The organism is Neobacillus sp. GCM10023253, assembly GCF_042653105.1.
Taxonomy (GTDB): domain Bacteria; phylum Bacillota; class Bacilli; order Bacillales; family Cytobacillaceae; genus Neobacillus; species Neobacillus citreus.
Genome location: NZ_JBHSHV010000015.1, coordinates 214,988 through 227,718, shown reverse-complemented (window position 1 = coordinate 227,718; position 12,731 = coordinate 214,988). Strand labels below are relative to the sequence as shown.

General features: G+C 43.7%; 12 protein-coding genes. 1 reads left to right on the top strand and 11 read right to left on the bottom strand.

Annotation, left to right across the window (positions count from 1 at the left end):
• Positions 1-10 precede the first annotated feature (10 nt).
• Positions 11-1,234: an MFS transporter gene (locus ACFPA1_RS19760; RefSeq protein WP_378584914.1), complete on the bottom strand. Its 1,224-nt coding sequence runs from the start codon at positions 1,232-1,234 to the stop codon at positions 11-13.
• Between the two features lie 197 nt (positions 1,235-1,431).
• Between ACFPA1_RS19760 and ACFPA1_RS19755 the strand changes: the two genes are divergently transcribed.
• A complete protein-coding gene (locus tag ACFPA1_RS19755) occupies positions 1,432-1,803 on the top strand; it encodes a winged helix-turn-helix transcriptional regulator (RefSeq protein WP_213145544.1) in 372 nt (123 codons plus the stop codon).
• Between the two features lie 213 nt (positions 1,804-2,016).
• Here ACFPA1_RS19755 and ACFPA1_RS19750 read toward each other — a convergent pair whose 3' ends face one another.
• The 10 genes from ACFPA1_RS19750 to ACFPA1_RS19705 form a co-directional block, all read right to left on the bottom strand.
• Positions 2,017-2,529, bottom strand: a complete 513-nt coding sequence (locus ACFPA1_RS19750) for a DUF3189 family protein (RefSeq protein WP_213145543.1) — start codon at positions 2,527-2,529, stop codon at positions 2,017-2,019.
• Between the two features lie 74 nt (positions 2,530-2,603).
• Entirely contained in the window at positions 2,604-3,587 is a 984-nt protein-coding gene (locus tag ACFPA1_RS19745) for a quinone oxidoreductase family protein (protein ID WP_378584911.1), read from the bottom strand.
• Between the two features lie 114 nt (positions 3,588-3,701).
• Positions 3,702-4,919: a CaiB/BaiF CoA transferase family protein gene (locus tag ACFPA1_RS19740; protein WP_378584910.1), complete on the bottom strand. Its 1,218-nt coding sequence runs from the start codon at positions 4,917-4,919 to the stop codon at positions 3,702-3,704.
• A 61-nt stretch (positions 4,920-4,980) separates the two neighbouring features.
• The gene (locus ACFPA1_RS19735) at positions 4,981-6,150 is read right to left on the bottom strand and encodes an acyl-CoA dehydrogenase family protein (RefSeq protein WP_213145540.1); all 1,170 of its coding nucleotides are present in this window, start codon (positions 6,148-6,150) and stop codon (positions 4,981-4,983) included.
• A gap of 250 nt (positions 6,151-6,400) precedes the next feature.
• Entirely contained in the window at positions 6,401-7,201 is an 801-nt protein-coding gene (locus ACFPA1_RS19730) for an enoyl-CoA hydratase/isomerase family protein (protein WP_378584909.1), read from the bottom strand.
• A 14-nt stretch (positions 7,202-7,215) separates the two neighbouring features.
• Entirely contained in the window at positions 7,216-8,157 is a 942-nt protein-coding gene (locus ACFPA1_RS19725) for a hydroxymethylglutaryl-CoA lyase (RefSeq protein ID WP_378584908.1), read from the bottom strand.
• A 134-nt stretch (positions 8,158-8,291) separates the two neighbouring features.
• Positions 8,292-8,870 carry a Fe-S-containing hydro-lyase gene (locus ACFPA1_RS19720; protein WP_378584907.1) on the bottom strand — a complete coding sequence of 193 codons (579 nt, stop codon included), beginning with the start codon at positions 8,868-8,870 and terminating at the stop codon, positions 8,292-8,294.
• 12 nt (positions 8,871-8,882) lie between these two features.
• Complete coding sequence (locus ACFPA1_RS19715) at positions 8,883-9,734, bottom strand: fumarate hydratase (RefSeq protein ID WP_378584905.1); 852 nt, start codon at positions 9,732-9,734, stop codon at positions 8,883-8,885.
• A gap of 22 nt (positions 9,735-9,756) precedes the next feature.
• The gene (locus ACFPA1_RS19710) at positions 9,757-11,274 is read right to left on the bottom strand and encodes an FAD-binding protein (protein ID WP_378584904.1); all 1,518 of its coding nucleotides are present in this window, start codon (positions 11,272-11,274) and stop codon (positions 9,757-9,759) included.
• A gap of 53 nt (positions 11,275-11,327) precedes the next feature.
• Positions 11,328-12,683, bottom strand: a complete 1,356-nt coding sequence (locus ACFPA1_RS19705; protein ID WP_213145536.1) for an MmgE/PrpD family protein — start codon at positions 12,681-12,683, stop codon at positions 11,328-11,330.
• Between the last annotated feature and the right edge of the window lie 48 nt (positions 12,684-12,731).

The following is a 12,731-nucleotide window of genomic DNA, read 5'->3' as shown; positions in this document are numbered from 1 at the left end:
AAATAACCCCCTAATTGTATTGAAAAATATGTTCGTGATTCCTGTCAGCCGATTTTTCATCTTTTCGCTCCAGCGCTCGGCTCCAGCCTGTTAAAAACACCGCTCCTGCCACCATCAATGCCCCTATCCAAGGCGTATGAATGAGCCCGATTGAATCCGTTATAACTCCCCCTAAGTAGGAACCGATGGCGATTCCAGCGTTAAATGCTGCAATGTTGATGGCAGAAGCAACATCTACTGCACTCGGTACAAAACGTTCAGCCAACATTACGACATAAACCTGCAATCCAGGCACATTCATAAAAGCTAATAGCCCCATAAAAATGATGGTTATGAGGGCTGCGGCCTTAAATGGAGCAGTAAACGTTAAGACGAAAAGTACGATGGTTTGTAGTATAAACATATAGAATAATGCGGCAATCGGCTTTCGGTTTGCGGCCTTCCCGCCAATCACATTTCCGATTGCAATTGCAACGCCGTATACCAGCAAAATGACAGCAACTGTTCCTTCTTTAAAGCCTGTTATTTCCTGAAGCAGTGGTGATAAATACGTAAAGACAACGAACGTCCCACCATATCCCAAGGCTGTAATCGCAAATAAAAGTAATAATCGGCCATTCGACAGTAGTTTGAACTGGTCGCGTAATGCTGTACGAACACCTTTACGCAATTGAGATGGAACAAGGATGCTAGTAGCAATGAACGCAATGATTCCAACTACGACTATTGCGATAAAGGATGTTCTCCACCCAAATTCTTGGCCGATGAACGTACCAAACGGAACGCCTGTAATAGTGGCTACCGTAAGCCCTGTAAACATGATGGCAATCGCACTTGCCCGGCGGTTTTCCGGTACCAAATCAGCAGCAATAGTAGATCCAATCGACATGAACACCCCATGTGAAAATGCAGAAATAACACGGGCACCTAGTAAAACACCGATACTATCAGCACTGGCTGCAATGCTGTTGCCAATTATAAAAACAATCATAATCCAAAGTAATAAAGACTTACGTGACATACTAGATGTAAGAGACGTTAGGATAGGCGCCCCAAAGGTTACCCCTAATGCATACAGTGAAACCGTTAATCCAGCTGTCGTGACTGAAATTTGTAAATCTTTCGCTATAAGTGGCAATAAACCTACACTGATAAATTCTGTTGTTCCAATTGCAAATGCGCTCACTGCCAATGCCAAGAGCGCCAATGTACTCTTTTTCTTATCAAAGGACATAAAATGGTTCCCCTCCTGAGCAAAGTATTGTAGTATGATTCAATCTGCTAGCAGATAAATATTGAATATGTTGAAGTTTGACCGGCACATGTTATTATGAAACATATCAATCTAATAGAAAAGTACGTACTTTAAAGTGCTATAGGCACCAAATAGTGCGATAGGTACTTTTTAGTACCTATGGATCTGGAGGTATCATGAATAATAAGAAATATAATATTGCCGTTGAAGCCACATTGGAAGTTATAGGAGGAAAATGGAAGTGTGTCATCCTTTGCCATCTTACACACGGCAAAAAACGCACAAGCGAATTGAAACGGCTGATGCCAAACATTACACAAAAAATGTTGACCCAGCAATTACGTGAACTGGAGGATGACGGTGTCATAAACCGCATTGTGCATAATCAAATTCCACCAAAAGTAGAATATGAACTTAGTGAATATGGATTGAGTTTGAAAGGGATACTTGATTCTTTATGTTCTTGGGGAGAAAAGCATATTACAAAGGTTTATGGGGACAAATTCGCTGTTTTGGAGGAAAGTGTACTTAATGATCACCTGAAGTAATATCTATGTATTTTTTAATGAAAACGAAGGCTTGCAATACAAGCCTTCGTTTTGTTTAGTAATCCTTCGTTTATTGTTAAGGGATTTCTTGAAGCCCACTACCAAAAATAGTCTACCTAAATCTTGAAATTCATTCTCACTTCATAATTAGATAGATCCGGTGTTACGTACGACCCATCTAAGCTACCGGATTTCTCATGTTGACTTAAGTAACTACTTATACATTTCATTGTCTAAAATAATCACATTTTCGTTGAATGGGGTTTTTCCAACTTGTTTGGTGTTTTCAACCAACCGATAAATATTATCACAGCATTGCTTGGCACCTCTCACTAGTAACGGTACGCCAATAAAGTCTATCTTCAAGCCTCTCGAAAAAAATCCTCCAAATGACATCGAAAGTGGAACGGTAGGTGAGGTATTGGAAAAAACGATTTTTTCTTCAAACTGAAATTTCTCTTGAAGTAGTAAAATTATCTCCTTCATCGCTGGTACAACGAGTTTGTTTCTTTTCCGGCCAATCGAATAAACTTTGTTCCCATCCTCATCCGTACCATGAAAAATGAGTTTTCCAAAATCCTTTTTTGTAAGTTTGTTAAAATACTTCACATTTAATATTTCTTCGGTAGTTAGTTTTCTTTCCGATTGAGGTAATTGTTTTAAATGATAGGCGGCAGCCAACGAAGTTGTATGTGTACCGCCATAGTCGTTATAAATATAGATCATTGGGGATTCTCCCTAACATATTTTATCTATATTTAATATGGCTATTTGTTCCATTTTTTAACCAAATTTTTAATTTAAAAATTTGGATCCACATTCAATAATATTTTCCCGTTATTCAGCCTATTTTCCATTAAGTTATGAGCATCTGCAGCCTCTTCCAGACTGTATTCATGTCCCACCTTTATTTTTAGCTGGTTATTCACGATAAGCGGAAACACCTCTTCAGCCGTTTCTTTTAATAAATGCGGCCTTAATTTTCTTGTGGTCCCTAGACTAAACCCTAATACATTTCTGCAGCTAGCATGTAAATCAACCGTTTTAATGGTTCCTACATGTCCGCTGGAATTACCGTAGTGGACCAGCCTGCCATATGGTGCTAAACAAATGAAGCTATTTTCCGTGACGGCGCCGGAAAGGGAGTCGAGGACAATGTCCACACCCTGCCCATTGGTAATCTCATTTACGATGGGCGCGAAATCTTCCTCCTCATAGCAAATAACGAAGTCCGCTCCACTTTCTTCAGCCACCTTCATTTTATCCCTGCTGCCAACCGTCCCGATGACCGTCTTTGCTCCCAAAATCTTGGCAACTTGAATGGCGGTGGTCCCTACCCCGCCAGCCGCAGAATGAACTAATACTGTTTCTCCCTTTTCCATGGCGGCAATATTTTTCAATAAACGGTACGACAAAAAAGACACAATCGGACAAGCGGCTGCTGTCCTGAAATCGAATTCATCTGGAATAGGAAACACTAATTGATCCGATGCCGCCACATATTCCGCATACGAACCATTTTTCGGGAAGGCGATGACTCTTTGTCCTTCTACGAGCCCCGATACCTTGCTTCCTATTTTTTCAATAAATCCTGTGGCATCTAAACCAGGGATAAACGGTAGTGTTGCTCCTTTTTGCCCGTATCTTGATTTAATATCGGCAAAATTCACACTCGTTTTCACAACTCTAATTAGTACTTCGTTTTCAGCGATAACTGGCATTTCAACATCTTTGTATTTTAGGTTTTCTGTACCGCCAAAGCCGGTGACGACAATTGCTTTCATTACGGTTTCCCCTCTCTGTTCCCTTTTACATTTACTGTATTTCCTGCCAATTAGTGTTGTCAACAAGAAAACGAACGCCCACTGCCTACAATTTGGCAGTGGGTTCCTTGTAAACTATTTATGCGATTCTAGCTTTTTAGCCTCTATTTGGATGGTCCCGTCATTTAAAAGCTGTTCTATTTGTTCTTTGTTGTAACCAAGCTTGTTTAATATCTCCTCTGTATTCCCGCCCAGTTTAGGTGGAGCCTTTTGAATGGACACAGGTGAACTGCTAAGCTCAAAAGGAAGTCTTGGCAGTTTGAAGTCTTTAATAGTTGAGTGTTCAACATCAGTCCACATCTGGATCGCTTCTGTCTGCTGATCCTGGACTACTTCTGATATTTTCTTCACCTTTGAGCTTGGGACTCCTGCATCTACTAATAGCTGTACCCACTCATCCGCCGTTTTAGCTTGGAGAATGTTTTCAATCGCCACTCTTAAATTTTCTCGATGCTCTACTCGCTCAGGGTTATTTTTGTAACGCGGGTCCTCAACCCATTCTTCCTTTCCGAGCACCTTGCATAAACGTTTGAATAAGGAATTATTGGAGATTCCGATCATCACAGGTGCGTCACTTGCGTGGAAGGCTCCATACGGTGCAAAGGCTGTGTGTCCGGCACCGTTTTTCTTAGGCTCATTTCCCGTCGCAAGCCATGACAGCATATGATAGCCGACCCAGAATACCCCAGTTTCATAAAGGGAAGTAGTGACTAATTGGCCTTCCCCTGTCTTTTGTTTATGAAAAAGTGCCGAAATGACCCCGATGGCTCCCCACATCGCACTCCCTTGATCGAGGACCGAAACTGGAACACGTGCAATTTCCGCTCCTTCTGCGCCGTTAATGCCAATAATCCCGGAATCTGCTTGGGCAATCGCATCATAACCCGGCCGGTCACAAAGTGGACCATCTTGACCGTAGGCTGATAAAGAACAATATACCAACGAAGGATTCAATTCTTTTAGTCTCTCATAACCAAGGCCCATTTTTTCCGCTTTTTGAAAGCGGAAGTTTTCAACAAAAACGTCTGCCGTCTTGACAAGGTCATAGACGATTTCTCGGCCGCTTTCCTTTTTTAAATCAATGACGACCGATTGTTTATTACGGTTGATGTGAAGGAAATAAACGCCTTCTCCTTCCCAAAATGGTCCCATTCCTCTCGAATCGTCACCAATATCAGGCCGTTCAATTTTAATAATTTCTGCCCCTAAATCCGCAAGAATCATCGTTAAACTTGGCCCTGAAACATTTGTTGTTACATCCACTACTCGAATGCCGCTTAATGGTCCTGGCATCTTGGCTCCCCCTTTTCAAAGAGAGGACCCTTTTTTTAAAAAAGGTCCTCCTGATGTTGTCTTAAAATGAACGTGGTAATCCAAGGACATGCTGTCCAACATAACTTACAACCAGGTTGTTGGTTATCGGTGCTACAATAAACAGACGGGCTTCCCTAAATTTTCGTTCGATATGATATTCTTTTGCAAAACCATAGCCGCCAAATGTGTCCATTGCGGCATTCGCTGCGCGCCATGTAGCTTCGGATGCAAGATATTTTGACATGTTCGCCTCAGCCCCGCAATCCATTCCAGCATCAAACATTTCTGCAGCCTTATCTCTCATCAATTTAGCAGCTTGGATATCCATATAGCCTTTAGAAATTGGGAATTGAACCCCTTGGTTTTTCCCAATTGGACGGCCAAATACTTCGCGCTCATTGGCATATTGGACGGCTTTATCAACAAAGTACATGCCATCACCAATTGATTCAGATGCAATGAGAATTCTCTCTGCATTCATTCCGCCTAACACATAGCGGAAGCCTTTTCCTTCTTCCCCAATTCGATTCTCAACCGGGATTTCCGCTCCTTCAAAAAATACTTCTGTCGTTGCGTGATTGATCATCGTATCAATCGGGCGGATATCGATTTTATCCGCTTGTTCCTTCATGTCTAAAATAAACAGGCTCAACCCGTCTGTCTTTTTCGCTACTTGGTCTTTTGGTGTCGTTCTAGCCAATAACAACATTAAGTCGGAATGTGCCGCTCTTGATGTCCAGATTTTTTGACCATGAACCACGTATTTGTCTCCGACTCTTTCAGCAAAGGTTTGGATGCTGGTTGTATCGCTTCCAGCGGTAGGTTCGGTGATGCCGAATGCTTGCAGTCGAAGTTCGCCGCTTGCGATTTTAGGAAGATATCTTCGTTTCTGGTCCTCATTCCCATGGCGAAGAAGAGCGCCCATGGTATACATTTGGGCGTGGCAGGCACCGGAGTTGCCTCCTGAGCGATTGATCTCTTCTAAAATGATGCAAGCTTCCGTCATTCCTAGTCCAGCACCGCCGTATTCTTCAGGAATTAATACAGATAACCATCCCTCTTCAGTTAGCGCTTGGACAAAGGCGGTAGGATAGGCATCTTTTTCATCAGTTTCCCGCCAGTAATCTTCTGGAAAGCGCTCACATAAAGCTCGAACGCTTTTCCGAATCATTTCATGTTCTGTATTTTCTACTATTTTTGTATTTGACATTTTTATATACCTCCGCGATCATTTTTTAATGGTTTGCATAGTACTGTTTTGTATACCCGCAAGTTGGACTGGGTTATCCGCAAGTAAAGACCTGTTACCCGCAAGTTAGACTCGGTTTTCCGCAAGTAAAAACCTTATCCGCAAGTTGGACTCGATTATCCGCAAGTAAGGGCCTCTTATCCGCAAATTAAACTCGGTTTTCCGCAAGTTTCACCCACTTATCCGCAAATAACCCTTATCAATCCACCCGTTAACGCCCTTTCCACTCCGGAGCCCGCTTTTCATTAAAGGCATAAATGCCTTCCAACCGGTCTTCTGAGTTCGCACATCTATAGTAAGCTTCTAATTCTAAGACAATACCCGTGGCCAAATCTGTTTCAGTCCCTTTATTAACCGCCTTCTTCAATGCTTTTAGGGAAAGCGGTGCGTTTATTGCAATGGTTTCAGCTAATTTAATAGTTTCCGCCAATAGGGATTCACTCTCAAAGACATGATTAATTAGTCCCCACTGCTTACCTTCTTCTGCTGTAATCCGTTTTCCGGTATACAACATTTCCTTCGCTAACCCAATTGGTAGAATGCGAGGAAGCAATTGAGAGCCGCCGATGCCAGGAATTAATCCCAGTTTCGCCTCCGGCAGTCCGAGTCCAACACCCTCAGCAGCGGTTCGAAGGTCACAGCTTAGCGACATTTCAAGGCCGCCTCCTAGTGCATAACCATTAATGGCAACAATCACCGGATACGGGAATTCGCGAATACACTCGGTTACTTTTTCAAAATAGTCATGCTGTTTCTTCCAGTCCTTCTGGGACATGCCATTCCGCTCTTTTAGGTCGGCCCCCACACAAAAGCTCTTAGTACCTGAACCAGTAAGCACCAAAACGCGGACCGATTCATCGTATTTAAGTTCCTCAAAAGCTTCGATTAATTCCAACGCCATTTTTGTATTCATCGCGTTCATGGATTCCGGACGGTTCAGGGTTAAAACGGCGATTCCTTGATGGCTCTCGGCCCGCTCTAATTTGATAGTTTCATAGGTTTTAACTAGCATATATGCTCATCCCCTTAACATAAAGAACTTGTAGATTTATTTGGTACAGGATACAAGCGGGAGCTTTTCCCTGCTTTTGCGACTTGTCCTGGCAAGTCATGTTCCAGTAATTCCCCCAGCCGATGGGAAGCTTCGATTAAACCATCAAGATTGATAGAAGTGCGGACGCCCATTTCTTCCAACATGTGGACCACATCCTCGGTGCAAACATTCCCTGTTGCACCAGGAGCAAATGGACAGCCGCCAATCCCGCCTAAGGATGCGTCGAAAACGGTGATTCCTGCCTCTAAACCGGCAAGGATATTAGAAAGACCCATACCCCTTGTATTATGGAAGTGGCAGCCAAATTCAACATTGTTCCATTCATTCACGACTTCCTTCGTCAATTGATAGACCTGCTTCGGATTGGCCATTCCTGTTGTATCTGCTAGTGTAATTCTTTTGATGTTATGTAAGAGAAGTTGTTCAATCAGATTCATGATGCGTTGTCGCGGAACTGGACCTTCAAAGGGACAGCCAAATGAGGTAGCAACTGTAACGTTAAGGTTGATCTCGTTATCTGATGCAAATTGCGATAAATACTTGAAGTTTTCCAATGACTGTTCGGTGGTCTGCCGAACATTCTGTTCGTTATGGGTATTACTTGCTGAAAAAACATAATTAACAGACTTTACGCCTGTTTGTTTAGCCAGCTCGAGCCCCTTCAAATTAGGTACAAGAGCGACCAGACTGAGCTCAGGGTATGACTTTAGATGCTCATAAAATGCTGCCGTATTGGCCATTTGCGGGACGAGTTTTGGATGGACGAATGAACCAAATTCAATTTGGGATACATTCGCCTTCTGCAATAAAGAAAAAATCTCAACCTTCTCATCCACCGTTAATACTTTTGACTCTAACTGAAGCCCATCCCGTAAGCCAACTTCGTAAATCGTGACTTGATCAGCTACTTTCATCGTATTCGGTTCCTCCATTATAGGAAAATGATGTTTTTCTATATAAATAGGATACTGTATCCAAAATACAATTTCAACAGTTTTTCGAATATTCATAAATTTATTTCTCTTTTCTCAAAAAAAGGTTGCCGACATTAAATGTCAGCACCCTTTACTTGGATTTGCTCAAAAAATTGCTGTTTCCCTATTTTATACCAGTCATTTCCCTCACTATCAATGATGACCACGACAGGAAAGTTTTTGATGGTTAATTTATAAATCGCTTCTGGGCCCAGGTCTTCGTAAGCGACCACTTCAACAGATTGAATGGTTTTGGCAATCAGTGCTCCCGAACCGCCGATGGCAGCAAAATAAACGGCTTTATTTTTCTTCATCGATTCAATCACTTCTTCACTGCGGTAGCCTTTTCCAATCATTCCTTTTAAACCGAGATCCAATAAGACGGGAGTATATTTGTCCATCCGGCCGCTGGTGGTCGGACCGGCTGAACCTATCACAGCTCCTGGCTTGGCAGGAGTCGGACCGACATAATAAATCGTTTGTCCGGCAACATCAAAAGGTAATTCTTCCCCCTTTTGCAGCGCTTCGAACATTCGTTTATGGGCAGCATCCCTGGCTGTATAAATGGTTCCGCTTAAAAATACTCGATCGCCCGCTTTTAATTTCAGTAATTCTTGTTCGGATATTGGATTGGTGATGTGAATAGCTGACACTGATACTCCCCCCTAAATTCTGACCTCTTTATGCCTGCTGGCATGGCAGTTCAAATTCACAGCGACGGGCAGCGCGGCAATATGACAAGGTTCAATTTCAATTTTCACATCAAGGGCCGTTGCATTCCCGCCCATTCCTTGCGGCCCAATACCTAGCTCATTGATTTTTCCCATCAATTCCTTCTCCAGCTCCGCGATTTCCGGCCGTTCACTGCGATGACCAATTGGCCTAAATAACGACTTCTTCGCTAAATAAGCACAGCGCTCGAAATTCCCGCCGATTCCCACTCCGACAACTAACGGCGGACAGGCATTCGGCCCTGCTTGGGCAACGATACTTAAAATATAGTCCTTAATCCCGTCTAAGCCATCTGCAGGCTTCAACATTTTTAAGGCACTCATATTTTCACTGCCGCCGCCTTTTGCTGACATATGAATGACGAGGTCCTCACCCGGTACCAATTCAATATGAATGATCGACGGGGTATTATAGCCTTTACTCTTCTCCCTAGTGATCGGATGGTCAACAATTGAGTGTCTTAAATAGCCCTCTTCGTAGCCTTTCTTAACCCCTTCATTAATTGCATCGTAGAGAGTGCCTCCGCTAATGTGGCAATCTTGACCGACTTCGACAATGAAAACGGAAACGCCTGTATCCTGACACATTGGCACACGCTCGGACCTAGCGATATCAGCATTCAGCAGCAATTGCTCTAAAATGTCTTTCCCCGTTTCGGAGGTTTCTTTTTTCAAAGCAGCTTGAAAGGCTTGAATCACATCCTGGCCCAGCTCAAAATTGGCCTCTTGGCACATGTTGGCCACCTGATTGACAATCTCTTCATAAAAAATCGTTCGCACAGCCATCTTCCCCTTTTTGTTAAAAAAGTTATGTCCTTTCACTCACGGTTTCTCTCCTGAATTCAATGGTTTTCCCTTTAATAACAAGGTTTCCTTCCCATTGTTTCTGTTCCTCTTTTACATCCTGAAGGATATGGGCCCCTCTGCTTTCTTTCCTCATCGCACCGGCAAACGCGGCTGCCCATGCTGCCCGGACTTTATCTTGGAGCTGAAGTGCCGTGACACCTTTTTCCTCATTTAATTCCTCCGCCAGCCGGTCTAGTTCTTTTTCCGCCTGCTGTAAGGAATTAGTGGTTCTTTCGATTCCAACAAGGTTCCACATGATCTCTTTCAGTTGCTGTGTTACCTCCAACTCTTTTCCATTAGGTAAAGTGTTTTCCCCAAAAGTAGGAATTTCGACCGCTTTTGGAACAGTCACACCTTCTTGAGCCGCCATCTTCCCTGTCCGATGCCCAAACACAAGTGCTTCTGTCAGAGAACCTCCTCCAAGCCGATTCGCCCCGTGGAGTCCGCCGGTTGTTTCCCCACAGGCATATAATCCTTGTAAACTCGTTCTGCCCCATTCATCCACTTTAATCCCGCCCATGCAATAATGCTGAACAGGGTACATTTTCCACTCCCCTTGATGTCCTTTTTTAACAAGCCGGTATACATATGGACTGTCCTTCGCTAAATCCTCATCAGAAACATTAGAAAGGTCAAGGTACACATCGTTTTGCTTGAACATTTCGTAGCTTAGAATATCTCGTGTTTCCAGCTCTTTTCTTGGAAAATCCGCCATAAAGCGTTTCGAAGCGTTATTTAAAAGGACGGCCCCTTTTCCAAAAATCCTAGTCATGACATCTACGTTCGCAGGATGCTTCAGCCGATACGGATAAAACTGAACAAATTCCATCCCGACCAGCTCGGCACCATGCCTCCACGCCATACCAATCCCCTCTCCTGATACATCCTTTGGATTATCAGTAGACGCATAAAGCCCTCCGAATCCACCTGTTGCCAGTATCGTAGATGGCGCGTAAAAAGCATGTAATTCCGCTGCCTTTTCGACGACCACACCGACCACAGCCTGGTCCACCTTGATTAAATCAATCAAGGTGGAGTGCTCGAATAATTCTACGCCGATTTCCAGCGCGTATTGTCTCAATACTTTTGTTGTGTTTTTCCCGAGTCCGTTTGCGGCATAAACCCTGCGGGGGAACGAGTGTCCGGGCGTACTGATTTTCAGCTCTCGTTCCAAGGGGATGCCGAATTTACTCTCCAGCTCGTTGACCCTGAAGGTACACTCCTCAGCTAGAATTCTAGCTAGCATTGGATTTGATAGATTTCGGCCGCCACGGATAATATCTTCGAAAAAGGTTTCAGGCGAATCCCCTGTTGAAAAAATGGCTGATTGGACGCCATCAGAAATAACGGATGAACCGCCAAATCCCGCTTTCCCTTTGGTGATTATGGCAACACGTGCCCCTTCTTCCCTAACCGCTATCGCTGCTGCAAGCGCGGCCTGGCCCCCGCCAATCACGATGACATCAACATTCATGGGCATTTTTCAAACCACTCCCAATAATTTAGTTCGATATGAAATAGCGATATCCTCCATTACTGTTGTAAACGGCTGATTTCTTGTTTCCTCAGCCATTCTCTCGTACTGATTGAATCTAATTTGAAAATCGCTTCGACCTCTGCTTCAGGATGTTCTAACTTTTCAGCAGTCATCATGATAAACTTCTGGATTAGTTCCTCTTTTGTGGCCATTTTTTCAGGGTCACCCTTTGGATAATCGGTTGCTTGTTCAAAAATTTTCCCATTTGAAAGAGCAATTTCGACTTTCGCTCCCCATTTTTCTGGATAGGCTTCCTCATAATAGGAATCGACGACTACGTCTACTTTTTCCATAAGATTTAAAATCTCGGAATCTTGTAAGCTTTCAGTCGTGAAATCCCGTAACGAAGCGGAGCCCTTTACTGCAGCCAGGGCAGCGCAAAACTGACTGCTGAATTTACAGGCGTAGATACTGTCAGGGTTTGGTTTGTCGGTAATATTCAGGACGGTTTGATAAGTCTTAATTGTGATTCTATCAATCTGTTGATACGCAATGGAATGATCATTCATGATGTCGAGGATACAATCGATGGCTGGATGGGTATGGCGACATGATGCATGGATCTTAAAGCTGTTCTCGATGATCTTCCATTCATGTCCGAGATTCTTCGTGATTTTCGATGGGTCTGCCGATTCAGCCATCGCTTCAAAGAACCCTCTTTTTCCCTCTAAAATTTTTGTTGCTCCCGTGAAGTTCTTTTTGGCAAGCAGGGCGGCGAGTGTCCCGTTGTAGGCTGCTTTAGCGGTGTGCAATTGTTTTGTGTTGGCCCCGTCTTCGATAAATTCCCACAGTCCTGCCGCTTGGCTGCCGGCATTTCCGAGGGCATGCATCGTTTGCTCCACATTTAAGTTTACTAGCTTCGCTACCGCAGCGGCAGAGCCAAATGTGCCGCATGTGGCGGTATTATGCCAAAAATAATAGTGCGATGGCGATACAGCCTCGCCAATTCGGTAACACACTTCATAGCCAACGGCCACTGCCGTAATCAATTCTTTGCCGCTAAGGTCATAGGCTTCTGCTGCGGCAACGGCGGCCGGAATGACCACGGTACCGGCATGAATAATCGAAGATTTATGAATATCGTCGAGCTCCACAATATGGCTGGAGGCAGCATTGACCAACACTGCATTGCCTAGTGAGGATTTTCCTCCCGTGACGAGACTTGCTTGTTCATGACCGCCCCATTCTTCGACAAGTTCCTTCACCGCTTGGATTGGCGGCATGTCTTTTCCAGCGATGGCAGAGCCATACCAATCAAGGATACAGATTTTCGTAAACTCCACGACATGTTCAGGTAAATCTTCAAAACTCGTTTGGCACACATATTCAGCTAATCTTTTTGATAATGTCATTTTACTTCCCTCACATTCTTATTTTGGATATTGGATACAATTTTATCA

What these genes read in the sequence shown, in the direction of transcription:
- ACFPA1_RS19760 (WP_378584914.1), bottom strand. Translation starts at nt 1,234, where the DNA reads ATGTCCTTTGATAAGAAAAAGAGTACATTGGCGCTCTTGGCATTGGCA.
- ACFPA1_RS19755 (WP_213145544.1), top strand. Translation starts at nt 1,432, where the DNA reads ATGAATAATAAGAAATATAATATTGCCGTTGAAGCCACATTGGAAGTT.
- ACFPA1_RS19750 (WP_213145543.1), bottom strand. Translation starts at nt 2,529, where the DNA reads ATGATCTATATTTATAACGACTATGGCGGTACACATACAACTTCGTTG.
- ACFPA1_RS19745 (WP_378584911.1), bottom strand. Translation starts at nt 3,587, where the DNA reads ATGAAAGCAATTGTCGTCACCGGCTTTGGCGGTACAGAAAACCTAAAA.
- ACFPA1_RS19740 (WP_378584910.1), bottom strand. Translation starts at nt 4,919, where the DNA reads ATGCCAGGACCATTAAGCGGCATTCGAGTAGTGGATGTAACAACAAAT.
- ACFPA1_RS19735 (WP_213145540.1), bottom strand. Translation starts at nt 6,150, where the DNA reads ATGTCAAATACAAAAATAGTAGAAAATACAGAACATGAAATGATTCGG.
- ACFPA1_RS19730 (WP_378584909.1), bottom strand. Translation starts at nt 7,201, where the DNA reads ATGCTAGTTAAAACCTATGAAACTATCAAATTAGAGCGGGCCGAGAGC.
- ACFPA1_RS19725 (WP_378584908.1), bottom strand. Translation starts at nt 8,157, where the DNA reads ATGAAAGTAGCTGATCAAGTCACGATTTACGAAGTTGGCTTACGGGAT.
- ACFPA1_RS19715 (WP_378584905.1), bottom strand. Translation starts at nt 9,734, where the DNA reads ATGGCTGTGCGAACGATTTTTTATGAAGAGATTGTCAATCAGGTGGCC.
- ACFPA1_RS19710 (WP_378584904.1), bottom strand. Translation starts at nt 11,274, where the DNA reads ATGCCCATGAATGTTGATGTCATCGTGATTGGCGGGGGCCAGGCCGCG.
- ACFPA1_RS19705 (WP_213145536.1), bottom strand. Translation starts at nt 12,683, where the DNA reads ATGACATTATCAAAAAGATTAGCTGAATATGTGTGCCAAACGAGTTTT.